This window comes from Phycisphaerae bacterium (genome assembly GCA_018003015.1).
In the GTDB taxonomy this organism is placed as follows: domain Bacteria; phylum Planctomycetota; class Phycisphaerae; order UBA1845; family PWPN01; genus JAGNEZ01.
Genome location: JAGNEZ010000026.1, coordinates 1 through 24873 on the forward strand (window position 1 = coordinate 1; position 24873 = coordinate 24873).

The 24873-nt window shown below is 63.3% G+C and carries 21 protein-coding genes; 11 read left to right on the plus strand and 10 right to left on the minus strand.

Going from position 1 to position 24873, the window contains the following annotated elements; genetic code table 11:
• The coding region (locus KA354_12835; GenBank protein ID MBP7935524.1) for a DUF2961 domain-containing protein at positions 1 to 1083 on the minus strand (1083 nt) is incomplete at its 3' end.
• Positions 1084 to 1437: 354 nt separating this feature from the next.
• Between KA354_12835 and KA354_12840 the strand changes: the two genes are divergently transcribed.
• Positions 1438 to 2973: an insulinase family protein gene (locus KA354_12840; GenBank protein ID MBP7935525.1), complete on the plus strand. Its 1536-nt coding sequence runs from the start codon at positions 1438 to 1440 to the stop codon at positions 2971 to 2973.
• Between the two features lie 36 nt (positions 2974 to 3009).
• The gene (locus KA354_12845; GenBank protein MBP7935526.1) at positions 3010 to 4521 is read left to right on the plus strand and encodes an insulinase family protein; all 1512 of its coding nucleotides are present in this window, start codon (positions 3010 to 3012) and stop codon (positions 4519 to 4521) included.
• A gap of 520 nt (positions 4522 to 5041) precedes the next feature.
• Here the strand turns inward: KA354_12845 and KA354_12850 are convergent.
• From KA354_12850 to KA354_12870, 5 genes are all read right to left on the minus strand, one after another.
• Entirely contained in the window at positions 5042 to 6256 is a 1215-nt protein-coding gene (locus KA354_12850; protein MBP7935527.1) for a DUF362 domain-containing protein, read from the minus strand.
• 138 nt (positions 6257 to 6394) lie between these two features.
• Positions 6395 to 7030 (minus strand): HNH endonuclease, encoded by a 636-nt coding sequence (locus KA354_12855; GenBank protein ID MBP7935528.1) that lies wholly within the window; start codon positions 7028 to 7030, stop codon positions 6395 to 6397.
• A 276-nt stretch (positions 7031 to 7306) separates the two neighbouring features.
• Positions 7307 to 7873: a ribosome recycling factor gene (gene frr, locus KA354_12860; GenBank protein MBP7935529.1), complete on the minus strand. Its 567-nt coding sequence runs from the start codon at positions 7871 to 7873 to the stop codon at positions 7307 to 7309.
• A gap of 79 nt (positions 7874 to 7952) precedes the next feature.
• Positions 7953 to 8846 carry a decaprenyl-phosphate phosphoribosyltransferase gene (locus KA354_12865; GenBank protein MBP7935530.1) on the minus strand — a complete coding sequence of 298 codons (894 nt, stop codon included), beginning with the start codon at positions 8844 to 8846 and terminating at the stop codon, positions 7953 to 7955.
• 265 nt (positions 8847 to 9111) lie between these two features.
• Positions 9112 to 10539, minus strand: a complete 1428-nt coding sequence (locus KA354_12870; protein MBP7935531.1) for a hypothetical protein — start codon at positions 10537 to 10539, stop codon at positions 9112 to 9114.
• Positions 10540 to 10764: 225 nt separating this feature from the next.
• On the opposite strand from KA354_12870, the gene KA354_12875 reads away from it, so the two are divergent.
• From KA354_12875 to KA354_12895, 5 genes are all read left to right on the plus strand, one after another.
• On the plus strand, positions 10765 to 11592 hold the full coding sequence (locus KA354_12875) for a sugar phosphate isomerase/epimerase (protein ID MBP7935532.1): 828 nt from the start codon (positions 10765 to 10767) through the stop codon (positions 11590 to 11592).
• Between the two features lie 169 nt (positions 11593 to 11761).
• Complete coding sequence (locus KA354_12880) at positions 11762 to 12304, plus strand: hypothetical protein (protein ID MBP7935533.1); 543 nt, start codon at positions 11762 to 11764, stop codon at positions 12302 to 12304.
• A gap of 132 nt (positions 12305 to 12436) precedes the next feature.
• Complete coding sequence (locus KA354_12885) at positions 12437 to 12643, plus strand: hypothetical protein (GenBank protein ID MBP7935534.1); 207 nt, start codon at positions 12437 to 12439, stop codon at positions 12641 to 12643.
• A gap of 114 nt (positions 12644 to 12757) precedes the next feature.
• The gene (locus KA354_12890) at positions 12758 to 13588 is read left to right on the plus strand and encodes a sugar phosphate isomerase/epimerase (GenBank protein ID MBP7935535.1); all 831 of its coding nucleotides are present in this window, start codon (positions 12758 to 12760) and stop codon (positions 13586 to 13588) included.
• Positions 13589 to 13889: 301 nt separating this feature from the next.
• Complete coding sequence (locus tag KA354_12895; protein ID MBP7935536.1) at positions 13890 to 14267, plus strand: PilZ domain-containing protein; 378 nt, start codon at positions 13890 to 13892, stop codon at positions 14265 to 14267.
• 12 nt (positions 14268 to 14279) lie between these two features.
• On the opposite strand, the gene KA354_12900 is transcribed toward KA354_12895, so the two are convergent.
• The 4 genes from KA354_12900 to KA354_12915 form a co-directional block, all read right to left on the minus strand.
• Positions 14280 to 16409: a hypothetical protein gene (locus KA354_12900; GenBank protein ID MBP7935537.1), complete on the minus strand. Its 2130-nt coding sequence runs from the start codon at positions 16407 to 16409 to the stop codon at positions 14280 to 14282.
• Positions 16410 to 16477: 68 nt separating this feature from the next.
• Positions 16478 to 17704: an ABC transporter permease gene (locus tag KA354_12905; GenBank protein ID MBP7935538.1), complete on the minus strand. Its 1227-nt coding sequence runs from the start codon at positions 17702 to 17704 to the stop codon at positions 16478 to 16480.
• Positions 17704 to 18492 (minus strand): ABC transporter ATP-binding protein, encoded by a 789-nt coding sequence (locus tag KA354_12910; protein ID MBP7935539.1) that lies wholly within the window; start codon positions 18490 to 18492, stop codon positions 17704 to 17706. Before KA354_12910 ends, KA354_12905 begins: the two co-directional genes overlap by 1 nt.
• A 23-nt stretch (positions 18493 to 18515) precedes the next feature.
• On the minus strand, positions 18516 to 19817 hold the full coding sequence (locus tag KA354_12915; protein MBP7935540.1) for an efflux RND transporter periplasmic adaptor subunit: 1302 nt from the start codon (positions 19815 to 19817) through the stop codon (positions 18516 to 18518).
• 241 nt (positions 19818 to 20058) lie between these two features.
• On the opposite strand from KA354_12915, the gene KA354_12920 reads away from it, so the two are divergent.
• Genes KA354_12920 through KA354_12935 form a run of 4 tightly spaced genes read left to right on the plus strand, consistent with a single transcriptional unit; the run spans position 20059 to position 24846 of the window.
• A complete protein-coding gene (locus KA354_12920) occupies positions 20059 to 21189 on the plus strand; it encodes a 3-oxoacyl-ACP synthase III family protein (GenBank protein MBP7935541.1) in 1131 nt (376 codons plus the stop codon).
• Between the two features lie 2 nt (positions 21190 to 21191).
• Entirely contained in the window at positions 21192 to 21770 is a 579-nt protein-coding gene (locus KA354_12925) for an isoprenylcysteine carboxylmethyltransferase family protein (GenBank protein ID MBP7935542.1), read from the plus strand.
• The gene (locus KA354_12930; protein ID MBP7935543.1) at positions 21767 to 22753 is read left to right on the plus strand and encodes an NAD(P)-dependent oxidoreductase; all 987 of its coding nucleotides are present in this window, start codon (positions 21767 to 21769) and stop codon (positions 22751 to 22753) included. Before KA354_12925 ends, KA354_12930 begins: the two co-directional genes overlap by 4 nt.
• The gene (locus KA354_12935) at positions 22753 to 24846 is read left to right on the plus strand and encodes a hypothetical protein (protein ID MBP7935544.1); all 2094 of its coding nucleotides are present in this window, start codon (positions 22753 to 22755) and stop codon (positions 24844 to 24846) included. The genes KA354_12930 and KA354_12935 overlap by 1 nt, the downstream gene beginning before the upstream one ends.
• Positions 24847 to 24873: the final 27 nt, after the last annotated feature.

The following is a 24873-nucleotide window of genomic DNA, read 5'->3' on the forward strand; positions in this document are numbered from 1 at the left end:
CGTCCCCGCGCGGTCGGGCTTGGTGATGAGCTTGGCTCGCTCGGCCACCGCCGGCAAGGGCTGGTGCTTGTAGCCGCCGGGCGAGTTCTGATACCAGTAGTAGACCACGGCGTAATCGACCCAGCCGCCACCCTTCGCGATGGCTTCTTCCCACTTCGGGCCGAACTTCTTGTTGCCAAACATCTGCTTCTCCTGGCTCCAGTTCAAGTGCCAGCGGATCGACTTGTTGAAACGGATCGGCTGATGATCGTGAAACCGGTAAATCGAAAGCATGCAGGGCAGATCGCCTTTGACCAGCGTCATGCCTGCCCGCAAACCGGTGAACGGCTGCTGAAAGCCCCAACTGAAGGTGAACGAGTCTTCGCTGCCCAGATAGTCCACCCGACGCGGCTGGCCGTCAATGTCCACCTCATTGTTGGCCTCCATAACCGCCGAAAAACGCTGGAAAACCGGTTCGTCCGTCACTACGCTGAACTGGCGGCCAATGATGTGCCCCGAACCCTCGGTCTCGAAGAACACCGGGTCGGCGGTTGTCGTCATCTGGAAACACCTCCGGCTGTAGGTCGCGTGAAAATAGCCGAGCCGGTCATCCCATTCCGGCAGACTCTCCCACTCGAGATAACTGTAGCTGGACAGGTGCTTGTCCGTGTCGTTGCGGAGAAATACGCGGGCACGGGACTTGAATGGCATCTGGAAGTAACAGTTGTAGCTCCACGGGGCGCACTCGATGAACAGACATGAGAAATCGCGGCCGCTCCCGTTGCACCCGTCGCCGAAGAAGTCGGCCAGCGGGCACTGGACCGCCGGCTCCTTGGCGTCGTCAAACCAGACCTCGAGCACCACGCCCCGGGCGGCAAGATCCTTGGGTTGATGGCGGGTGATGTGAATGTGGCGGATGACGCCCGGCCCCTTCAGGTCGGCCAGAGGCATGCTCTTGTTGGCGTCCAGCCTGGGCAGGTCACTGTAGCGGTCCAGGTTCCAGCCGCCGTTGGCAAAGCCGGTCTGCACATCGGTGCGGATGATGGCCAGATCCGGCGGGGCGGCAGAGACCGGAACTGCCGCCGGCAGCAGCCACGTCGTCATGCCAATCCCACCCACGAGCCAAAATGTGATCCGATGCATCTGTAACCCCTTTCCTTGATGTACCATGGAGAAGCAAGAGACGGCAGCTACTGTACACGCGCAGACCGAACTGGGGAAGCAGCCGCCTCCGCCCGCTGCACCCTTCGCGGTGGGAATAATCGGCCTCCGTCCGGCACCGGGATAGAACCCACCACCAGCCTCCACGCCCCGTCATGAACCGCGGCTCGAGGCCCCGCCGCTCCCACCACTCCTCGCTCCACACTCACTTCCCGATGTTGTCCCGGACCCTATCAGGGTTGACAGTCCCGGTTCAGAGAGTTACTCCTAGCAACCATGTGCAGCAATCACCTTACCATGAAGCGTACCGTCAGCGGCCTGGTTCTGGTCCTCGCTTTCAGTTGTCCATCCCAGGCTCAGGAAGTGCCCGCGGTCGAAAAGTCCCTCTCCAACGGTATGCGCGTGCTCATGGTCGAACGGCATACCGAGCCCACCATCGCCGGCGGGTGGGTCGCCCACGTCGGCAGCTCGAATGAGCGACCGGGAATCACCGGTATTGCCCACTTGTTCGAGCACATGATGTTCAAGGGCAGCACCACGATCGGAACCAAGGACAATGCCAAGGACCAGGAGATCATCGCCAGCCAGGAGGTGCTTCGCGACCAGATGCGCGAGGAAGAGGCCAGAATGCGGGCCGCCCTCCGCCGTGGCCACATCGACGACATGCTCAAACCGGAAAACGCCACGCCCCGTTGGCGCGAACTGAAGAAACAGTTCGATGAGCTCATCACCCAGCAGCGCGCTAACATGGTCAAGGACGAGTTCGATCTGGTATACACCGCGGCCGGCGGCAGCCACCTCAACGCCTTCACATCCAACGATCAGACGGCCTACTTCGTCACCGTCCCGGCCAATAAACTCGAACTCTGGATGTGGATGGAGTCCGACCGCCTGCTCAACCACGTCTTCCGCGAGTTCTACTCCGAACGCGATGTGGTCCAGGAAGAACGCCGCCTCGGCGTCGACTCCACCCCCCTCGGCAAGGCCGGCGAGGCGTTCGAGGCCCTGGCTTGGGGCGGCCATCCATACGCCTGGCCCGTCGTGGGCTGGCCGTCGGATCTGCCCGCCATCACCAAGGCCCAGGCGGACGAGTTCTTCGCCATCTACTACGCCCCACAGAACATCACCCTCGTCCTCGTCGGCGATCTCAAGCCCGACGCCGTCATCCCCCTGGCCGAGCGCTACTTCGGCCGGATCTCCCGCGGTAGCATCGACCCGCCAGAAGTGATCACCGCGGATCCCCGCCACCCAATCGAGCGAAGAATGAACGCCCAGGTCGACGCCAACCCCCAAGTCTGGATCGCCTGGCAAACCGTCGCCTCCGCTCACCGCGACGCCTACCCCCTGGCCGTGCTCTGCGGCTTGCTCGAAGGACGAACCGGCCGCCTGCACAAGGCCCTGGTACTCAAGGACCAAATCGCCACCTCCGTCTCCGCCGCCGATGACTGCCGCAAGTGGGCCGGCAGCTTCGCCATCAGCGCTGAAGCCCGCGAGCCGCACACACCGGCAAAATGCGAGCAGGCCGTCTACACCGTACTCGATCGCCTCGCCCGCGACGACGTGCCCGCCGAAGAACTCCAGAAGGTCAAAAACCAGTTCGCCGCACGCGAGTACCGCAAGCTCGCCAATAACTACGCCATCTTCATGCAGCTCATCCACTACGACGGACAGGGTAACTGGCGCGAGATCAACGAGGCCGGCCCTAAACTCCAGGCGGTCACCGCGGCCGACGTCCGACGCGTGGTCAACCGGTACTTCACCCCCGAGAACCGGGCCGTGGCCTTGCTCACCCGCAAGCCGCCCGCAGTCCCGCCAAGCCCCACCGAACAGTAAAAGGAGTTAAAAGGCTCTTCCCGTGAGGTATGAACCATGATCCAGCCACACCGCAATGCACACTTGCTGGCCAGCGGCCTTACCCTGATGGCCGTGGGATGCAGCACCGCCGTGACCAGGATAACCATCCCCAACCGCCCGGAGAAGCTCACCTATCCGCCGCTGGTCTATCATCCGCCGACTCCCGCCGACTACCGCGTGCCACTCGCCGCAGGACCGGTCGCCTACCTGGTACCCGACCGCTCACGCCCCCTGATCACCGTGCAGGTGCTCGTCCGCGCTCCAGCCTACGCCGTCCCCGCCGGCAAAGAGCCCCTGAACTCCCTCCTCGCCGATCTGCTCACCCAGGGCGGTACCCAATCCCAAACCGCCGAACAACTCGAGGAACGCCTCGAGTTCCTGGCCGCCGAACTCGGCGTGCACGCATCCCATACCGAAATGTCCGCCCGCCTGAATATCCTCACCAAAGACTTCGACCAGGGCCTGGCCATCCTCCGACAAATCCTCACTACCCCGCGATTCCAGGAGGACCGGCTCAACCTCCTCAAACAGCAGGAACTGCAAGCCATGCGCGAACGCAACGACGCCTCGGCCGGTATCGAGCAACGCGAACGCGGCTTCCTGGCATTCGGCGAGTCGTTCTTCACCAACCGCCACGCCACCGCAGCCTCCCTCCAGTCCGTGACCCGCGACGACCTCGTAGCATTCCATCGTCAGTTCTTCCACCCCGCCAACATGGTCCTCGCGGTCAGCGGCGACTTCGACCGCGCCGAGATGATCAGGAAACTCGACACCTTCCTCAGTGACTGGCCCATCACCGGCAAAACCGCACCACCCTGTCCTACCGACGCGACCTTCGCTGCCCCAGGTGTCTACCTGGTCAACAAACCCGAGGTCAACCAGGGCCGCGTCGGCGTCCTCCTGCCCGGCATCCGGCGCGATAACCCCGACTACTACGCCGTGACCGTGATGAACGACATCCTCGGCGGCGGAGGATTCACCTCGCGGATCATGAAGCGAGTTCGATCCGATGAGGGACTGGCCTACTCCGCGGGCTCGCACTTCCCGGCAGGAGTACACTACCCGCTCTTCTTCGCCGCCGGATTCCAGACCAAGGCCCGGACCGTCGCCTTCGCTACCTCCATCGTCCTGACCGAAATGAAACGCATCGCCGCCGAACCGGTCAGCGATCAGGAGTTGCATACTTCCAAGCGATCCTTCATCGACGTCTTCCCGAACAACTTCGTCACCGCCGATCAGATCGCCGCCACCTTCGCCAACGACGAGTTCACCGGACGCTACGCCTCCGATCCCGATTACTGGAAGAACTACCGCGCAAAAATCGACGCCCTGACCAAGACCGACATCCAACGCGTGGCCGGTCAGTACCTCACACCCGAAAAGGTGGTCATCCTCGTTGTCGGCCCAAGGGAGGAGATACTCAAGGGACACCCCGACCATCCGGTCACCCTCCAGTCGCTCTCCCCCGGCTCGCTCAAGGACCTGCCGCTCCGCGATCCGCTGACCCTGAAGCCCATGACCAGGTAGATCGGCACCGGATACTCCTCCTGGTCCGCCACGAGGCGGCAATCGATACCCGCTCACGAGATCCAGGCCCGCCGCCATCCGCTATTCACCGGCCGCCGCCAGGCCCCTCCGGCGGTTCTTGCCCCCTCTCGCTGCGTGCGAACCGCCGCTGCCCCGCCTCCTTCCGGGACACGCGCAGTGTTCTTGCCACGGAGCCCGGCGCAGCCTCGCTGCCGATCAACCACCCACTCACCCTCAGGCTCAATCGCCCTCAAGACCGGCAGTGCTTGTGAATCTGGGTAACGGCGTTGGCTTCGTTTGGCGCTCCATGTCGCCGGTGAACGGCACTGCATACCCCCTGGCGCGGTCGGAAAGGCGGATTCCACCCTTGAAGCTGGCTTCGTTTCGTATCCCGGCAACGACAGGGGCAGGTAGACCCGCGATCGGAAAAGCTCACCCCTGCACCGGCCACGAACAGGGCCCTCGCCCGGGTCCGGCCCCGCCTGCCGGGACACCCGAACCTGACCCCCGAACCACCCGCTCAGCTCCTTGGCAGCCTCTTCCCCCAACCACCCAGCTTGGACGAGATCATCGACAAACCGAAGAAGACGATTCGAAGGACGGCCGCAAGAGGAGGACTCAGTCTCCGGATCGTGATCGCCTTGGACGGGCAGAGTTCCTGGCAACAGAAGCAGCGAATGCAGCCCTTAAGATCGGCAGTGGGCTTGCCGGTATCCATCGTGATGACCTTCGCTGGACAATGCCTCGCACACAAGGCGCAACCGGTGCACGCGGCGCGGTGAAAGACCGGGCGAGCCTTGATCCACTGCGACAGCCGCCCGAGAAGTGCACTCTGCGACCAGGACACCGCAAGCATCTCGCCCATCGCCGGCATGTCAAACCGCTCGACCCGGGCGTCATCAACACAACAACCGCGAAGCGTGACCTCGGCCAGGCCCGTCGGACAAAGACCTCGCTCCGCTGCAGCCTTCATCACCGGGACCTGCATCGGGTCGGCACCCACCAGGCTCAGAGCAACATAGTCCAGGGCAAAGGCGTCCTCACTCGCCAGGATCAGACCGAGATGCCGCGGATCGCCGGCCGACGGACCCGCACCCTCCATCCCAATCACGGCGTCCATCAGCGTCAGCTTCGGTCGGGCGGCCAGGTAGATGTCAATCAGCGCGTCCGCGAACGTGCCGTAGTCCGCCATCCGCATGTGGTACTCGATCTTGTCCGTACCCGCGATCGCGCCAAAAAGGTTCTTCACCGCTCCGGTGTACACCATCTGCCCGTGCGTCTTCAGCTTCGGCAGGTTGATCACCAGATCGGCCTGGGCAACGGCGGTGATCAGATGCACCCGCTTCAGCAGCTTGCCCGAAGGACTGGACACCTCCGTGTCCGTGAAATCATGGTTGAGAGTCAGGCCGGTGTCACGGGCTACCTGCTCCATGCCCGTCGCGGAATACACACTTTTGAGCAGGGTGGCGACAAACGGCCCGCCCGGACTGTCGGCCACGCTGACAACGCCGCCCGCTTCCTGGACCAGCCGGGCAACCGCCGCCACGACGGCCGGATGAGTCGTCGTCGCTTCAGTTGGGGCCCGAGCAGCCAAAAGGTTGGGCTTCAGCAGAACACGCATGCCCGGCTGCACAAACCGCGACATGCCGCCAAGGTACTCCACCGACCGCCGAACCGCCTCCTCGACCGCCAAGACGCCGTAACTCTCGCATCCGATGATCGAGACAACACTCATGCCCGGGATTATCGCGGATGACAGACCCATATCCAGTCAGGCAGTCTTCCATCAATGGCGCAAAGACCAAAGGCCGGGGCCGACCTCATCGAACCCGGGAGCGGAGAACGAAGTGCCAAAAGCCGGCCACCGCTCCTCTTACTTCAGTTCTACATGCCAGTAGGCGTGGTCAAGGAACTGCTTCCAGGACCGGTAACGATGACTCGAGAGTTGCACGGTCAGAGCCGGCGACCGGCGAGGCTTGGCCGGCAGGACAATCAGCGTCATGCCCGCCTGAACCGGCGTCCGGCCGCCTTTCTTGACGTTGCACTGCAGGCAGCAGCAGACCAGATTGTCCCACGTCGCCCGGCCGTTCTGACTTCGGGGCACAACGTGGTCCAGACTCAGCTCGCTGGTGGGGAACTTGCGGCCGCAGTACTGGCAGCGATTGCCGTCCCGGGCAAAGATGTTCCGGCGGTTCAGCTTGACATCCTTGGCCGGCAACCGGTCGTACAACGTCAGCCGGATGATCCGGGGCACCGCCAGACTGAACCGGACCGTCCGCACCCAGTCGTACTGGTGCGGCTCGAACCGCTCCTTCAGCTCGGACAACTCGCACCAACTCTCGAAATCGTAGGAGAGATAACGCCCGTCCTCGACGTGCACCACCTCGGCCAGGTGGCGATAGAGGAGAGAAAATGCCCGCTTCGCGCTCGTGACGCGAATGGCCATATAGTGCCGGTTCAGAATCAGGACATGACAGTCAAGCCCTGCTCCCGGACCAAACACCTGCATTGTTGCCGTCGCGGTGGGGAAAACTTCGCCCTCCTTACGACCGGACGGCCCGAAGCCAACCGGCCATCAAGGACCACGTTTCGACGTCCCGCGCCGACTTCACCAAGTCGTCCCATACCAGTATACCGGACCCTCAGGGGAGCCGCAACCGGCGGGCCGAAAAACTCGCCCGGCCCTTCCGGCCCCGACGAACCAGATAACATACCCCCACGCGCAAACGTGCACGCAGAAACACGCTTCCAGCGCCTGAGGCAACACCCTGGCCCCCCGCACAAGTCAGACCTCCTCGATTTCCTTGGCCTTGGCTGTAACCAGGCTGTCAATCTGCCCTTCGTATTTGGTCGTCAGCGTCTGGATGCTCTCCTTGGTCTTCTCGGCATCGTCCTCAGACATGGTCTTGGCCTTCTCCTCGGTGTCTATCTGGCGATTGGCGTCTCGACGCGTGTTGCGGATCGCAACCTTCTGGTTCTCACCCAGCTTACGCACCTGGGCGAGGAGCTTCTGCCGCCGTTCGCCCGACAGGGGCGGAACAGGCAGCCGGATGACCTTGCCGTCACTCATCGGCGTGATGCCCAGCTCGGATGCCTGAATCGCCCGCTCGATGTCCTTGAGGACGCTCGGGTCATAGGGCTTGATCAGCAGCAGGTTGCCCTCGGGAACGGAGATGCTCGCCAGCTCACGCAGATCCATCGTCGAGCCGTACGATTCGACCGGAACCTTGAGGTGCTCCACCAGACCGGGAGAGGCACGCCCGGTGCGAATGGTCCGCAACTCCTGGCGCAGGAAGTTGACCGCCTTGTCCATCAGCTCTTCACACTCAAACTCGATTTCGTCAGCAGGCATGCGTCTGGACTCCCTGACAGTTCCATCATCCAAGAATCGATGACCGCCATTGTAAAGACGGGAACAACGACGGGCAATATCAGAACACGCCAAAATCGCCGTAGAGAACGGCGGCCGTGGCCAGGCCCCACAGAATCACCGTGGCCAGGAAGGCCTTGTCCCGGATGAACAGCTCGGTGGGCCCGGTCACCTTGCCCAATTCGATGAGCATGGCGTATCGGAAAATGCCGTAGATGACCAGCGGAAGGGTGAATCCCAGATACTCCTTGCGAGTGTCGAACGTGGAGAGCGGCGGAGTGTGATCCTTGATGTAAAGCAGGAAGGTGACGATGGCGATGCCGCCGGATGTGCTCAGCAGGTTGTTCAGCAGATCGGGTGTGTAGCGGACCAGGAGGGGCCGATGGCCGATGAGGTCATCACTGTCGCCGATCATGGCAATCTCGCAACGGCGCTTTCCAAAGCCCAGAAACAGGCAGAGCATGAACGTGCAAACCAGTAGCCAGAAGGACACCGGTACATCAATGGCACAGGCCCCGGCAAGCGCTCGCAGCACGAAAAGAACGGCAATAACCAGAACGTCGAGCAGCATGCGGTGCTTCAGCACCAGGGAGTACGACATGGTCAGGGCCAGGTAGCCGCCCAGAACCCATCTGAACTGCGGTGGAAGAAACGCGCTGATCACCGCCGCGGCGGCCAGCAGGACGACAATCGTCACCCCGGCCGTGGGAAGCTTGACCGCACCGCTGGCAATCGGACGGTTCTTCTTGGTCGGATGGTGGGCGTCACGCTCGCGGTCAAGGATGTCGTTGAGGATGTACCCGGCCGAGGCCGCTAGGCAGAAGGCGACAAACGCGGCCAGCGACAGAGCCACCTGACGGCTGTCGCCCATCTGGTTGCCGAAAACCAGGGCGGCAAACACGAAGACGTTCTTCACCCAGTCCGCAGGTCGAAGCAGTCGCACGTAGGTCAGCATGGGGTGATAGTGTAGAATGGCAAACGCCGGATGCAACCGTAAAAAAGGACCGGGCCGGACTCCCCCAACAGTCGTCCGGCCCGCGTACCCCTATAGACCCCTCCGAAAAGCACCCCTGGTTGCTTACTTCCCCCTGCGTGTCCCCCTTGCCCCGATCTCGCGTCGGGGCGGTCGTGTCCCCCCTGTCGGTCCCTCCGGAAAACCTCCGGCGCCCGCATGGAATCGGCAAGACGGGCAGGCCAACGCCCGCCTTGCCGGTGAGAGCTTACTGCAGCAGAGCCAGAGCGTAGGTCTGCTGGGAGTTGGCCGTGCTCAGCATCGCGATGGCCGCGTTCAGCAGAGCAGTCTGCCGCTCGAGGTTGGCCGTCTCGGCTGCATAGTCCACACTGTCAATCTGGTTGACGGCCTCGGTCATGCCCTCCTGGGCGGCAGTCAGGGCATTGATCGTCGAGCCAACCTGGTACTTGTTGAAACTCCCGATGCGCGCCTGCATGTCAGAGACCTGCAGACTGGCCGCTCGGGCAATCTGCACCGCCTCGGAGTTGCTGGCGGTGAGCGAGTTCGCCCCGCCGCTCTTCAACGTACTCAGGTAGCCGCCGTTGGTCGCCAGATCGTACTGGCCGAGTTCCTGCGTGTTCAGGTAGCCCATACCGATCGTGGCTCGCGTGGTGCTGTCCGTTCCCAGCTGGAAGGTGGCACCACCACCGGCCACAGTGATGGTTCGACTGGTTCCTGCCGTGTCGACGGCCAGGTTGAAGCTCAGGCTGATGCCGTTGCTGTTCACGAAGACCTTCGTGCCCTGGGCATTGGCCTTCTCGCCGTTGACCAGAACCTGGGCATCTCTGCCCGAGGTCTTGATCGTATTCGTGCCGTCCAGCTTGACGGCACCGTTGATCTTGGACACCGCCACGAAGGCGTCGGAACCCTTGGTCGTGGACATGAAAATCAGCCTCTTGCTGGCTGTCGTGCCGACGATGGCGCTTACCCCGGTCACTTCCTTCTGGGCATTGATCGCCGCACGCTGCTGGGCACTGGTGAGACCGGCCGACAGCGTGATCGTCGCGGTGCCGAGCTTGCCGGTAATCTGCAGCACGGTCGTGGCCGACAAGGTCACGGAGCTGGCGGCAGTGGCCGACGCGGCATAAGCGTAGGTGGCCGCTGCGGTCACATTCAGAGACAGCGAAACGTTGCCGCTCTGATTGGGATCGCGGGCGTAAACCCGGATGTCCTTGACCGACGGCGAACTGTTGGTGTAGGCGTTGATCCGGTTCTCGCCGTTGAAGATCTTCTGGCCGTTGAACTCGGCCTTGTTGATCAGGCGGTCAATCGAGGCGATCGACTGGTCAATCTGGGCCTGGTAGGCCATCTTTTCCTCGATCGAGACGCTCGAACCCTGGGCCTCCAGGACCATGCGCTCGATCTCGGAGGTGAGGGTGGCAACCTCGGTCAGGGTATTGTCGGCCACGTCAAGCAGGGACTGAGTACGCTGATTGCTCTCGATGGCCGTGTTGATGGAGACCAACTCGGCGTTCAATGCGTTGAGCGCGATCAGGCCGGCCGGATCATCCGATCCCTTGTTGATCTTGTGATTGGTCGCCAGCCTCTGCATAGTGGTCGACTGCTCGTTCTGGATTCTGGAGATCGCGGAGAGGATCTTGAAAGACGCAGCGTTCATACCAATTGTCATTGCCATCTTCGTGCCCCTTTGCATTCGGCGAGGTCTAAAGGTCGGACAAACGGTAAGATATAACCGCGCTCCGCCAAACGGATTGGAGCCTTTTTTTGGGCGAATTCTGCACCTCGCTGCGCCGCCGCAAGTTGCGCGCGTGGCCTCACGCTTGACTCGAAGGTCCGGATTCCTTGCGGAACTCGAAGAGACCGGTATGATCGCAGGATCCAAATGCATGGGAGGATGGATATGGATCTCTCACTGGCCGGGTGGAGTCTGCATCGGCGCTTCCAGAACAAGGAGCGTCCGCTAAGCCTGCTCGACTATCCGGCAACGGCCCGCGATGAGTTCAAGATCGACCGGGTGGAACTGAACAGCCCATTCTTCGAGTATGCCAACCGCGATGCAACCGTCGGCGGCCCGTTCCGGCGAGGCTACATCCGAGAGTTGCGAGGCCGAGCCGACCAGGCGGGCGTCAAGATCGTGGCCATCGCCGTGGACGGGCACGGGGATCTGTCGGACCTGGACGCCCGACAGCGAGCCCAGGCCCTGGATCGTCACCGCAAGTGGTTCGATGCCTGCCACGAACTGAACTGCCCTGCGTTCCGGGCCAACTCCGGGGGACCACGCGCCGGGGAGATCGGCGCGAACCACGTGGGCTGCTGCACGGAGTCCTTCGCCAAGCTGGCGGAATGGGCCGGCGAGGCGGGTGTGACCGTGCTCATGGAGAACCACTGGGGACTCTCGGCCGATCCGGACCGGTTGGTCGCCGTCATCCGGAACGTGGCCAGTGACGCGTTGGGGGCCCTCGCGGATTTCCGGAACTTCCCCCCAACGGTCGATCCGTACACCGCCCTGGCCAGGATCGCCCCTTGGACTCGTTACGTGCACGCCAAGTTCTTGAGCTTCAACGCGCAGAGCGAGGATCCGGACTTCGACACCGCCCGGGTCATGGGCATCTTCCGGGACGCGGGCTATCGGGGCTTGTTCGGCATTGAGTTCGAGGGAGCGGGAGATGACCACGACGGCGTGTTACGCAGCCGTGATCTGCTCGAGCGCTATGCCTATACCCTGTAGCCTCGGCCCGGCAGTCCAGGTCCGGATATCGGCGGGCTCGTTGCGTTCAGGTGACTTCACACCTACACTAGCCCGCCGCCAGCATGACAGGATCATTGAATCGCTGGCGGGACATTGCCGAAAACGGACTACAGGTTACTGATGGTCGATGGTCCATTGAGGAGTCATCATGGCGAATTACGCACTGCTGTCCGCCAACGGGGGTGATCGTCCGGGAATCGTGGCCGCCATCACGGCCGTGCTGCTCGAGAGCGACTGCAACATCGAAGATTCTCAGATGGCTCGCCTGGGGCCGGAGTTCGCCTGCATGTTGGTGATTCGCATGCCCGAGGGCATGGTGAGCCATCAGCTCGAGACTCGGCTGGCGGGCGTTATCACCGAGCTGGGACTGCGGTTGAGGGTCCAGGATCTTCGCCCCGAGGAGGCCAGCGAGACCCGATCCGATCAGCCCAAGCACCTCATCCACGTGTACGGTGCCGATCGCAAGGGCATTGTGCATCGCATCAGTCGACATCTGGCCGAACGCAGTGTGAATATCACCAACCTCCAGACGGAGGTTATTCATCATGAGACCCCGCTCTACGTCATGATGATCGAGGTCGAGATCCCGCCCTTTGTCGATGCGGCCCGCCTCCAGGACGAGCTTTCCGGGCTCGGCCGGCAGATCGACGTGGTCGTGTCGATGAAACCCAAGGACGACGCCAGATTCTGATCGTCCCACGCCCCGGAGCACGGGACAAAGGGCCAGAGACGCGCGACCCCCGGGGACAAGGCCCATCGGGGGTTTCACTTTCAGCCGGAATCACGGCAATAGCTGGCCTCGACCGGCGTCTATATTCATATCATGACCGCTGAGTCCTTCGAAACGATCGAGACCGCGACCTTGGGGGTGAAAAGCCCGGCCTTCCCCGAAAACCGCCGGTTTGCCGCAGATGGCGGCGTCGGAAACCGTTTCCCCGTTGTCGAGACCGGCGATCCCGACTACTTCCCCTCCGGTCTGTCACCCATCGCAGAACTCGCCTGGGAACTGGGGCTGGTCGACCCGGACTGATGCTCGTCAAGGCATGGCTGGCGTCGCACGTTCGATCTCGCTACATTATCGCTGCCATCAGAACAGGCCGCCGGCCTGTCGAGCCGACGGCGTTCATAGCGGGAGTGACTGAACATGCCGACGCTCAGCGCATTTGCCGACGAGGTGAGCCAGGATCCCCAACTCCAGATGGATACCCTGAGTGCCAATGGCATCCGGTACATCGAGTTGCGCGGCGCCTGTGGCCTTAACGTCCTGAAGCTGTCCGACGCGCAGTGTGTGGACTTGAGGAAGCAGTTTGCCGATCGAGGCTTTGGCGTTTCGTGTATTGCCTCGCCGATCGGCAAGGTTCGTCTCGACGATGACTACCGCCAGCATTTCGACGAGTTCAAGCACGCGGTCGATCTGGCAGAGCTGTTCGGCTGCCGATATATCCGCATTTTCAGCTACTATGCCCCGGCAGGAAAGGACATCGCCGACTGTCGGGCCCAGGTGGTCGACCGGCTCAATGAGAAGGTGGACTATGTCGCCAACCGCAACGTGACCTTGGTGCTGGAAAACGAGAAGAACCTGTTCGGAGCGCTGCCCGAACGCTGTGTGTACCTGTTTGCGGCCGTCCGGTCCAAGAAGCTCGTGGGAGCCTTCGACCCGGCGAACTTCGTGAACATGAACGTCCCCGACGTCTATAGCACCTGTTGGGTGCCTTTGCGTCCGTTTGTCGGCTACTTCCACATCAAGGACTTTCGGTACGGCGAGGAGGAGCGGGCGGTTCCGGCCGGCCAGGGGGACGGCTGTATTCCAGCGATTCTGAAAGATGCCGCCGCTGACGGCTACGACGGGTTCCTGGCCTTGGAGCCCCATTTGGCCAAAGCGGAGCACTCCACCGGGCAAACCGGGCCCGAGTTGTTCAAGGTCGCCGCCGATGCGCTCAAGTCAATCTGTGCCGATATCGGCTGGCGGGTCTGATCCCTCCCGGCGTTGCGTCAGAACAACCGTTTCCTAAGTGTCCTGATAATCTAACGTTATGACTTGCGGGGATGGTCTGGTCACAGGGGCCTGTTGTAGCCAGGCAACATGGAATCCGTCGTGGCCTTTCGACGGTATTTCGTCTCGCGGCCGCTCTGTCGCTTTAAACCTTTGTCCGGCATTAGGTTAAGCCTGGGCCGGGAATCCCGCTGGTCGTCGTGGCCCGCTGGCCTGGCGCTTGCGTGGTGTGGGTCGAGGTGCCGTAGGATGTAGGTTTCCTTGGGGGGGATAGGGAGCAGGCGTGGTGGTCAGCCAGTTCCAGCAGAGCGACCGGCGGCTGCATCGCCGGCTGGTGATCAAGTTGCCGGTGGAGTGCCGGGCCAAGACGGATGACCGGGAACCCGTGCTACGGGCCGTGACCGGGAACATCAGTACAGGGGGTGTCTTCTTCGAGACAGAGCTCTCCAACGGGACCGTCCCCCCGGCGCCCGACACGATGCTGGATCTGCGTCTGCTCGTTCCTCCGGGCGAAGGTCATTTCCCTTACGAAGGTCGGGTGCAGTGTACCGCTCGGGTGGTGCGCAGCGCCGAACTCAGGGCCAGCGAGCACGACGGTATCCTGCGCAGGCATATCGGCGTGGCCGCTCGATTCTGCGAGCCCCTTCGACTCGATTTCTGATCTATGGGTCATTTAGCCTGGGCCGGCCGCGTGCGTATCCTTCGGCACGCGGTAGATCCGGGAAGGCAGCGTTCGGCGTGGCCGTCTTGGATCCAGCTCATCGTCGTAGATCAACTCGAGGTTGCGAGCCGTGTCCCAGCCTTCAGGGAACGGGGCTCGAAGGTAGACGTATTCGATACCAGCCTGCTCGAGTTCGGCGATGGACGGTCGCAGGTCAGGAAACAGGGATCCGGCCGTGAGGGAGTCGATGACGTCATTCCGCAATCCGCGGCCGTAGAGAGGGTAATTCAGGGCCCGAGCGTTGGTGGCCAGACTGACGAGGCGTGATCCGGCGGGTAAGGTGTCGATGGTGCTGGGGACACGATAGAAGGCGGCGCGGGACATGTCGCCGGTGTGCAGGCGGTAGAGCAGGGAGTCGAGTGGTCCGGCCAGCGTGCAGATGCAGGCTGTCCCGGTGGCGGCGGCGAGGACCGCAGCGGTGATGCGTGGTCGCCGGCGATGGAGGTGGGCAATAGCCAGCGAAGCCCAGCACAAGGCCAGCAGGTGGTAGATCATTCCGTAGCGGGTGCGAAACTGGAGGACCAGCACCAATGCAACCAGCATCGCCAGGGCAAGTCCGGCGATCACCGCCCGATTGGGGCGGGCCAGGGCCTGTCGGCGGGCCGCGCTGGACAGGCCGACTGCGAGGATTCCGGCGAGGATGATCGCGACCGAGAGGGGGGGGAAGTCGCTCTCGTAGCCGTCAACGCTGAGGATGGCGAGCCCGATCCTGCCGGGAAGTCGGGCCAGGTTTGGCGGCGAGGTGAGCTGGTCCCGAAGCGAGGGACGGTCGATCAGTCTCTCGGGGCTGACCCCGGGCAGCACTTCATGGCCGGCGATGCTCAGTCGCAGGGGATAGAGGGGATTACCGGCCTCGACCGAGGCGCGGACGAACCAGAAGGCGGAGCATGCCGCCAGTCCCGCCAGGAAGAGAGGGGCCAGCGTTCGCAGGCACCGTCGGTCGTCGGCTCGGCGCACACGGAGCACGCCGAGAATGACGGTCGCCAGCAGGGCAAGGAGCCAGAACACCGGCTTGGAGCCGCAGGATATGCCTAGGGCGAGACCTCCAAGAAGCGCCAGGAGACGCTTCTGGCCGGGAATTCGACCGGGTTCGCTGCCGATCATCAGGGCGAGGATGCCCGCCGCCAGGAACGCCGTGCCGAAGAGATCGATGAAGCTCTTGCACATCTGGTCGGCGACGACCTCGGACACCAGGACACCGATGACCGCGGTGGCGGCGGCGAACCGGGATCCCTGCACATGTCGCACCAGTCCCCAGGTCGTCGCGGCTGCGAGCAGGCCGGCGGGGAACAGGGCAATCCCGGCCACGGACTCGAGTCCTCCGCGAAGAAACCACCAGATGATCACCTCTCCGTTGGAGGGCAGGGCGTACTGCCAGAATTCCGGCTGCATGATCAGGGCATCGGCCCGCATCCACTTGACCACCAGTGGCAGGTGGTAGCGCAGGGCGTCGCCGCCGCCGATGGGGGGGCCGGAGAGGGCCATGAGCAGGCAGATGCCATGAGCACTCAGGACGAAGGCCAGCGGCAGCCTCGTGCCGCTGGGCAGCCACCGGCGGTTTCGGCAGACCGCGGGGCAGGCGACCGCTGGCTGGCGGCGGGCCAGGAGCCGGCCGGAGAGCCACAGCATCAGCATGAAGATGGCGGAGATCGCGGGAATGGGCATCCCGGGAATCCAGCCGAACAGTCGGGCGAAGGCCAAAACCTGAACCGATACCAGGAACGCGCTGGTGGTGATGATCATGGCCAGGGCCCAGCATGTCGGGCGGTCCGCGTCGGGGAGCCAGCGGTCTTCCAAGATGCGGCTGAGCGGCCAAGTGCTCCACAGCCCGACGAGGGCCACGAGGGCCACGATGGGTCCGGTTACGGGATCAATGCCTGTGAGCCAGTCTCCGGAGAGTGGCCAGCGAGGACGGAGATGGACGAGGCCGGCCAGCGTCCAGTACGCGGTTCTGAAGGTGGAAGAATGGAGGACGAAGACGACCACGGTGGCGGCCATAGCGGCCAGCATGACGCCGCTGACGAGGTGGTTTCGTCCAGGGCGAGGAGCGGTCGCTGCGATGGTGGCCGGCGGGGTGATCATGTGCGTTCAGGGAGGTTATCGGCCCTGTGCGGGGCGGTCTTTAGGTTGCGGTGACGGGCCGGGCTGGTTCAGTCGTGCCGCAGAGACTCGACCGGCTTGAGGGAGGAAGCCCGCCGGGCCGGAAGCAGGCCGAAGAGCAGGCCGATCGCCACGGCGAAGCCAAAGGGACCGCCGATGAGCGGCACGGAGAAGATGGCCGGCCAGCCGGTGAGGTGCGAAATCGCGATACTCCCGACGAAGCCCATGAGGACGCCGAGGATGCCGCCGACGCCCGCCAGCGTCGCGGACTCGATGATGAACTGGCTGAGGATCATGCGCTGGGTGGCCCCGACGGCCATGCGGATGCCGATCTCCCGGGTTCGCTCCATCACCGTGACCAGCATGATGTTCATGATGCCGATCCCGCCGACCAGGAGGCTGATGGCCGCGATGCTTACCAGCAGAGCGGTCATGACATTCGATGTGCTCTCGGCCATTTCCGCGTATTCCTCGATCGACTTAATGATGAAGTCGTCCGGTTCGCTTTCGCCCAGACGGTGGCGCTGGCGGAGCAGGCCCTTGATCTGGGTGATGGCCAGGTCGATCTGGTTCTCATCGACGGCTGAGGCGACGAACGCCTGGGGTCGATCACCGCCCGCCAGATGGCGAAAGAAGGTATTGAGAGGGACGACCACGGTGTCGTCCTGGTCCTCTCCGAGCGGATTCTGACCCTTGGTTTCGAGCAGGCCGACGATCTCGATGAGCGTGCCCTTGAGACGGATCCGCTGGCCGACCGGATCCATGTCGCCGAAGAGTTGCTCGCTGGTGGTCTTGCCGATGAGACAGACCTTGGCGGCCGTGTCATCGTCGCTGGGCTCGAGTTCGCGCCCGCTCTCGACGTTCCAGGCGCGGATGGCGGTGTACCGGCAGCTGGCCCCGGTGACCGGGGCGGGCCAGTTGCCCAATTCGCTGACCGCCTGGCAGATGATGCGGGCGACGGGGGCACAATGCGAAACCGCCGAGCATTCTCGTTCGATGGCCTGGGTGTCTTCGATGGTGAGGGTGACGGCCGATCCGGTTCCGGCCTTGACGCCGCTGGCACTGGTCGAGCCTGGCACGCCGATGATCATGTTGCTGCCGAGGTTGGCGATCTGCCCCTGGATTTTCTTCTTGGCTCCCTGGCTGATCGACACGACCGAGATGATCGCTCCGACACCGATGATGACGCCGAACATGGTCAGGAAGCTGCGGGTTCGGTGGCGGCTCATCTCGCGGAAGGCGATGTGGAAGCTCTCGATGAAGAGTGCCCAGTTCATCAGGTCGGCCCTCCCGTCGCGGGAGCCGCCTCCGAGCGAAGCTCCTCTTCGAGCGTTGCCCCAAGGCTCTTGATCGGCGGAATCGGGGGTCCTCCCGCCACCGGGCCGGGCTTGTCGTAGACGACGCGGCCGTCGTACAGAATCACGATGCGGTGGAGGTAAGCGGCGATGTCCGGATCGTGGGTGACCACGATGAGGCTGAGCTTCTCGTCGCGGTGCAGGCGGGCGAGGAGCTCCAGGACTTCCTCGCTGGTCTTGGAGTCGAGGTTTCCGGTCGGCTCGTCGGCCAAGAGGATAGGGGGGCGGTTGGCGAGTGCCCTGGCCAGGGCCACGCGCTGCTGCTGGCCGCCGGAGAGCTGCCAGGGCATATGTTCCATGCGATCCACGAGGCCGACGGTCGCCAGTGCCGCCCGGGCCCGTTTCTCGCGTTCCCTGCGAGGCACGCCCATGTAAACCATGGGCAGTTCGACGTTCTCCAGGGAAGTGCCGCTGCGGAGGAGGTTGAAGTTCTGAAACACGAAACCGAGCTTGGTTCGCCGGCAGTAGGCCAGCTGGGCCTCGTTCATCTGGTCGACGCGCTCGCCATCCAGCCAGAAGACCCCGCTGGTTGGCGTATCCAGGCAGCCGAGGATGTTCAGGAGCGTGCTTTTGCCCGAGCCGCTGGCCCCCATGATGGCGATGGCCTCTCCCGTGGCGATGGTGAGGTTGATGCCCCGGAGGGCGTGGACACGGACCTCACCCATGTCGTAGACCCTGTGGACATCACGTAGTTCGACGATGTTGCTCATGTCGAGGGCGTCTTCCGGTTACCTCAGGGCTGGCGGTTCTCCGGCCGGGCGAGCATGATCGCGCGTTGCAGGGCGCTCTGCCCGTCCGCGTGCATGCGGACCTCGGTGGCGAACTCATCGCCGGCTTTGACCGGGCTGTTCTCGGCAATGATGGTTTCGCGGTTGTCGGTGAAGACGGTCCAGACCGGCACGACCTGCCATTTCTGGCTGACGTACTGCCACAGTGTGCCCTTGACCGGCTCGAGGGGCGGTGGCGTGAAGCTGACCTCGCTGGGGCGTGTCTCGACGGGGTGTTTTCCGATCACCGGGGTGGGCGCCGGTGCGGGGGCCCATTTGAGGGCGTCCAACGTGTGGCGGATCTCGGTTGGCGGCAGCGGGGGTCGGAATCGCAAGGCCGAGTTGGCGATCTTGAGGGCGTTCTCGCGGTGCACGATTTCGATGGTGACATCGGCGGGCATGCCCGGGCGAAGGAGCTGCTCACGGTTTTCGACATCGATGGTGACGGTGTAGGTGACCACGTTGCCCAGGGTCTTGGGCTGGTTGCGAATCTGCCGCACGGTGCCGGTGAAGGTCCGGTCCCGGTAGGCGTTGACCTTGAAGGTGGCAGCCTGGCCGGGGCAGATGTACCCGACGTCGGATTCGCTGACGTCCGCGAGGAGCTTCATGTGGGAGAGATCCTCGGCCAGGGAAATCAGTTCGGGAGCCATGAACGCCGCCGCGACGGTCTGGCCGACGTCCACCCGGCGGTCGATGACGACGCCGTCGATGGGGGAAGTGATCACGGTCCGGTCAAGGTGGTACTTGGCCAGATCGACGCGGCTCCCGGCCCCTTTGACGCTGGCCTCGGCGGCGGCGACGTCTGCGACGGCAGCTTCCCTGGCGGCCTCTCGCATGGCGAGCTCGTCCGGACTCGCGGCTTGGCCGGCCTGCAGACTCTTGGCTTTCTGATACTGGCGTTCCGCCTCTTTGGCCTGGACCTGGACCTGCTTGAGCTGGGCCTGGATACGAGCGACGTCGGCCTCGGCTTGTTTGAGCTCGGCCTGGACGAGCTCAGGCTTGAGCCGGATCAGCTCCTGCCCACGTTTGACCCGGTCGTTGTGTTCGACTAGAACGCTCTCGACCGTGCCCGAGGTCTCGCAGCCGATCAGTACCTCCGTTGTCGGAGCGAGTTTGCCGGTTGCCGAGACGCTCAGGGCGAGCGAGCCGGTGGCGGCCTTGGTGGTGCGGACTTCCATCTCCTCTTTCTGGTTAAGGGCCTTCCAGCCCAGCCAGCCGCCGGCCCCCAAAGCCGCGATGATCAGAAGTTGGACGGACCGTTTGAACACAGTTCACTCCAGTGTGGGGCAACGTATAATCCCATCGTCTTCCTGAGTCTCCGGCTCAGGGGTCCTGGCCGGTCGGGAGTGCGGTCCAGGCAGGCGATCGGAGGCCAGTTGACATCCGTAAACCCTTGCGGCACAATCTGGCCTCTTGCATCGCTTTTGGGCAAAGCCGAAGCGTAACACGGATGTGCCCTGAGGAAAAGGGCCGCAGCGTGAGTGCAGCGTGCGATGAAAGGGTGAAATTGTGAACCCCCAGTTGAAGCGTGTTTCCATTGTCGGTACCGGTTCGTTCCTGCCGAACGATCCCGTTCCCAACAGTCGGCTTGACGAGGTGTTGGGACCGCTGACCGACGCTCCCGAGCGGGTCAAATCCTTCATGGAGACGATTGGGACGCGCATGCTGGCCAACAGCGGGGTGGAGTTCAGACACTTCGCGATCGACACCAAGACTCGGAAACTCACCCACACGGTTGCCTCTCTGGGCGAGGAAGCGGTCCGCCGGGCGTTGGACGCGGCGGGCATCAAGCCGACCGATGTAGATCTGCTGATTCTGGCGAGTTCCAACTATGACGAAACTACGCCACCCACATCGGCTTTGCTGCAAGAGCGTTTGGGGATTGAGACGTGTGCCGAGATGGAGGTTCACTCGAACTGTTCAGGGGTGGGTAAAGCCATCCAGATCGCCTATGACGCTCTTCGGGTAGGGCGGTACAAGACGGCGGTGGCGGTTTACCCTCAGCTCTCCAGTGTCTATCTCCGCCGCGAGTACCTCAACCAGCCGTTCATGACCAAGAAGCAGGCGGCGTTGAGGTATATTCTGGCCGATGGGGCCGGGGCGGTGGTGTTGCAGGCGGTGGACGCTCCTGCCGGCAAGGCGGTTCCACACGAGCTGCTCGGGACTTTCGTTGAGTCGGTGGGCGGCAAACGATCGCCGGGCATGACTGCCGGTGGCGGTGTGGGCAACCTGGTGGAGCCCGACAAGCAGATCGTTCACATGTGGAAGCAGGGGCTGCACCATCTGGATCAGGATTTTGCCGCGGTTAACCGGGATGCTGCGCGGACACTGCATGAGGGCGTCGTGCGAATGATCGCCCAGTTGGGCATCGATCCCAAGAGCGTCTCGCAATGCGTGTTCTCGATTCCAACCCGGCAGCTGTATGAGGACGGCGTCGGGCCGTTCATGGAGTTCTTTGGGCTCACCCGCAACGAGATCAAGTTTCGTGCCTGCAACACCGGCTACTGCGGTGGTGCTTCGCTTCTCCTGCACTTTGATGAGATCGCCCGGAACGGCGAACTGAAGACGGGGGACGTGGTTGTTGTTCACTCCGTCGAGTCGAGCAAGTGGATGACTGCCGGCTTCGTTGTGAGGTGGTAGCCATGGCGGATGCCGGCCACCGCGGGGGAGGGGGTAGCGCCCCAGCCAGGCAGGGCATCAGGGCGTGGCTGGACTCCATACCGCTGACTGCCCGGATGATCTTCTACGCGATCTTTTTCCTCGCCGGTGTTCTCGTCGGATTGCCCTATCTTGCCTATCAGATCGACGTGCATCTTCCTGCGTGCCGTATCGATATCGGCGTGTTTCGCTATGTTGGCGTGGCGGTTTTCGTGTTTTTCTTCATCATCTACGCTCGCGGCTCGTACACGCTGACCCGGCTGGGGCGCGGGGCCTACGTCGAGTTCGACCCGCCCAAGGAGTTCGTGGCGACTGGTCCGTTCCGCTGGTGCCGAAACCCGATTGCCGGATCCGTGGTGGGCATGATTCTCGGCGAGGCTGTGGCGTTCTCGTCCGTCGGCATCTTCCTGCTGTTCCTGGTCGCGATTCCCCTTGCCCATCTGCAGGTGGTCCTGCTGGAGGAACCCCTGCTGGAGAAGCGATTTGGATCGGCCTACAACGACTATCGGGCTCGTGTGCCGCGCTGGTTTCCGCGGCTTCCCGGAAGCGAGGGCCCCCCGTGATTGTGGCACTGACCGGCGGCACGGGCTTCCTGGGCCAGGCCCTGATCCGGTTCCTGGTGCCCGCCGCCGAGCAGGTGCGTGCGCTGGTGCGCCGGCCTGCGGACGAAGATCGGATTCGCTCGTGGGGCGCCGTCCCCGTTCGCGGCGATCTGGTCGTGCCTGGCGGATGCGACGGACTGGTGGGCAAGGGCAACATCCTGATTCACTCGGCGGCCCGTGTTGATCTCACCGGTACCTGGGCCGAGTTCCGTGAGACCACTGTGGAGGGGACGCGCCGCCTCCTCACCGCCGCGCTTCCCCAACAGCCGGCCCGGGTGGTTTACGTCAGTTCGGCGGTAGTTTACTCCCCCGCCGCCCAAAGCTCGCCGATGTGTGCCGAGCGGACTCCAGTCGAACCCGCCTCGTTCAACTACTACGGCCGGGCGAAGCTCGAGGCCGAGAATCTGGTTCGCGAGCAGTGCGATCGGGTGGGGTGTCCGTGGACGATCGTTCGCCTCGGTTTCCTGTACGGCCCGGAGAACCGGGCGATGGAGAGCCACTTCATGCCGCTGATCAAGGGGCGATGGCTGTTCATCGTCGGCAGCGGAGAGAACCGCATTGCGACGCTGTACGTCGATGACGCGGCCCGGGCGGTGGTGCTGGTCGCCACGAGCCAGGCACCTGCGAACCGGATCTACGACGTCGCCAGCGACGAGCCGGTCAACCAGTGCCAGTTTCTGGACGGGACATGTGACGCGATGGGTTTGCCTCGGTCCCGACAGCAGGTGGGGTGCGGGCTGGCTCGTTTCTTCAGCGGGGCGGTGGATCTGTGCTCTCGGATCACGGGCAAGAGGTTCTCGTTCTCTCGGGCGATGGTGGCCCTGATGTCCGCCGACCAGGTCATCGACGCGGGCCGCATTCGCAGGGAACTCGGCTGGCGGCCGGAGGTGACCTTCGAAAAAGGCATCCGGTTGACTCGCCAATGGTGGCTGCGGACGCACTGATGTCGTTGCCGGAACAGACTGAAGCGATGACGCCGCCGGCCGGTTGGTCCCGAGGCGGGCTTGTTGTCCTTGGTCTCCTGGTCGTTCTCCTGGCCGGTCACGGCACTTCCCTCTGGGACGGCGTGTTTCTTGACGACCACTGGCAGCGAGCTGCATCCGCCCACTATGGCTGGGGCTGGAACGACCTGATCGAGTCGGCGACCATCGACCTTTCGGGCAGATGGAACCACTTCTGGTGGCAGGAGAAACCGATCGTCTGGCGCTATGCTCGCCCGGTCGCCATGCTCGTGGTCAAACTGGAGTATGTGCTGACCCTGGGGAGTCCGGTTGGTATCCACGCATTTGCCTTGTTCTGGCACGGCCTGACCGGCTGGCTGGTCTATCGGCTGGCGGCCTGGGCCGGGCTGGGCCGTTTCTGGGCGTTCCTGGCGGGCGCCCTGTTCATTCTGCACCCGCATTCGACAACCACGGTCAGCTGGGCATCGGCCCGCAATGCCCTGGTCAACGCCTGTTTCTTCGCCGCGGCCGTGCTGCTGTATGCCCGGGCCTCGCTCGGAGTGGCGGGCCGCCCTAGCTCCTCGCAATGGAGGCGGTTCGTCCCGGCCATGTTGTTCTGGTTGCTGGCCCTGTTCAGCCGCGAGACGGGGATCATTTTCCCGGCGATCATCGTCCTGCTGGACTTGTGCTTCGGGGGTTGGCGGCATGTCATCCGCCGATGGCCGGTGTATGTAGCCGTCGGTATCCTGTCGGCGGCTTTCCTCTACTACCGCTTGTTCGTGTTCTCCGTGGATGCGGTACCGCCGGTCTACTTCAGCAAACCAAGCGGGCTTGAGTACGTGCCTTGGGCGGTGGGCAAAATACTGACCTGTCTGTTCTCGGAAGTGTTCTACACGCCCATGGTCATGGGCTTGTCTACGCTGAGGAATCTCTCGCCGGAGATTATTCTCGCTTATGCCGTCGTCGTGGTGTTGACCGGCCTGATTCTGTGGTGGTACTTCTGGGCGTCGCGAGGGCATTGTGGCCGATGGTTCTGGTTCCTATGGACCCTGGGTGCCTTCGCCCCGGTGATCCCCGTGTTTACTGCCCCGCATTTCGCCTATCTGCCGACGATTCCGTATGCCGTCATGATGGCCCTGATGCTGAGGCGGCTGCCCGGGCGATGGCGGCACGCGGTGACCACGTTGATCATCCTCGCGACGGTCTGGTCGTTCGGGGTCTACCGGTTCATCTACCGCGGTACGGTGCGGGCTGAGCAGCTGGTGCATGCGGATATGCTCTTCGAGGCTTGGCCGCCGCCGCCGGGCACCCGAGCGTTTTTCATCAACCTGCCGGTTGCCAACGCGTACGCCGGGCTGGTTCTTCGGGAAGCCTGGCAGGCCGAGGGTTTCGAGGGCTACACCCTGACGCTGGCGACCCACACGCTGATGATGGATCGCTCGAGCGTGGTGGAGCGTACGGGCCCACGCGAACTGACCATTTCGATTGCGCCGCCGGGTTACTTCACCGGTCTGACCGGTGGGATGTTCCTGAAGGTGCTGCGGCCGAGCGGCAGACTGGACGCGGGAACCACGGTCAAGAGCAAGGAGTTAGACGCGACCGTGCTTGAAGCCGGCGGCGACGGCGTTCTCAAGCTGAGGTTCACATTTCCCAAGCGGTTGTCTGAGACTGACTACTACTTCTATGTGGGGTCGCCCGAGCGACCTGCGTACCGCCTGAGATTCGATACCGTCCCGGTCAATCTCGAGGGGAGCCGATACGGTGATCTCTTCGCTTCCGCTCGGTCATCCGATCCTGCGGCGCGAGACAAGGCTCGCCGCGAGATCCACGACCTGACGCGGCCGTTGGCGATCCAAACGGCCAGCCCTTTGCAGCAACGCCTTGCCGGTGCCGCGATCATGTCCGACGGCGATCTGGATTTGATCGAGGAGTGGTGGGAGCAGATGGACGCTCCCCGGATGATCGAGGAGAATCGCCGCTGGCGAGAGCAGCACGCCACCATGTTGGCTGAACGCGGGCACTTCCTCAAGATCATGGAGATCGTCGGACGGATCGTCAGGTCGGATTTGTTCCTCACTGGAGGCAAGAAGTTATGAGTGATGAATAGAGGTCACTTGCTGCTC

Bases quoted from the DNA above. Each gene is read 5' to 3' on its own strand.
- KA354_12850 (MBP7935527.1), bottom strand. From the start codon at position 6,256: ATGAGTGTTGTCTCGATCATCGGATGCGAGAGTTACGGCGTCTTGGCG.
- KA354_12880 (MBP7935533.1), top strand. From the start codon at position 11,762: ATGGCGAATTACGCACTGCTGTCCGCCAACGGGGGTGATCGTCCGGGA.
- KA354_12870 (MBP7935531.1), bottom strand. From the start codon at position 10,539: ATGGCAATGACAATTGGTATGAACGCTGCGTCTTTCAAGATCCTCTCC.
- KA354_12925 (MBP7935542.1), top strand. From the start codon at position 21,192: ATGGCGGATGCCGGCCACCGCGGGGGAGGGGGTAGCGCCCCAGCCAGG.
- KA354_12875 (MBP7935532.1), top strand. From the start codon at position 10,765: ATGGATCTCTCACTGGCCGGGTGGAGTCTGCATCGGCGCTTCCAGAAC.
- KA354_12890 (MBP7935535.1), top strand. From the start codon at position 12,758: ATGCCGACGCTCAGCGCATTTGCCGACGAGGTGAGCCAGGATCCCCAA.
- KA354_12905 (MBP7935538.1), bottom strand. From the start codon at position 17,704: ATGAACTGGGCACTCTTCATCGAGAGCTTCCACATCGCCTTCCGCGAG.
- KA354_12845 (MBP7935526.1), top strand. From the start codon at position 3,010: ATGATCCAGCCACACCGCAATGCACACTTGCTGGCCAGCGGCCTTACC.
- KA354_12865 (MBP7935530.1), bottom strand. From the start codon at position 8,846: ATGCTGACCTACGTGCGACTGCTTCGACCTGCGGACTGGGTGAAGAAC.
- KA354_12840 (MBP7935525.1), top strand. From the start codon at position 1,438: ATGAAGCGTACCGTCAGCGGCCTGGTTCTGGTCCTCGCTTTCAGTTGT.
- KA354_12885 (MBP7935534.1), top strand. From the start codon at position 12,437: ATGACCGCTGAGTCCTTCGAAACGATCGAGACCGCGACCTTGGGGGTG.
- KA354_12910 (MBP7935539.1), bottom strand. From the start codon at position 18,492: ATGAGCAACATCGTCGAACTACGTGATGTCCACAGGGTCTACGACATG.
- frr (MBP7935529.1), bottom strand. From the start codon at position 7,873: ATGCCTGCTGACGAAATCGAGTTTGAGTGTGAAGAGCTGATGGACAAG.
- KA354_12935 (MBP7935544.1), top strand. From the start codon at position 22,753: ATGTCGTTGCCGGAACAGACTGAAGCGATGACGCCGCCGGCCGGTTGG.
- KA354_12900 (MBP7935537.1), bottom strand. From the start codon at position 16,409: ATGATCACCCCGCCGGCCACCATCGCAGCGACCGCTCCTCGCCCTGGA.
- KA354_12855 (MBP7935528.1), bottom strand. From the start codon at position 7,030: ATGCAGGTGTTTGGTCCGGGAGCAGGGCTTGACTGTCATGTCCTGATT.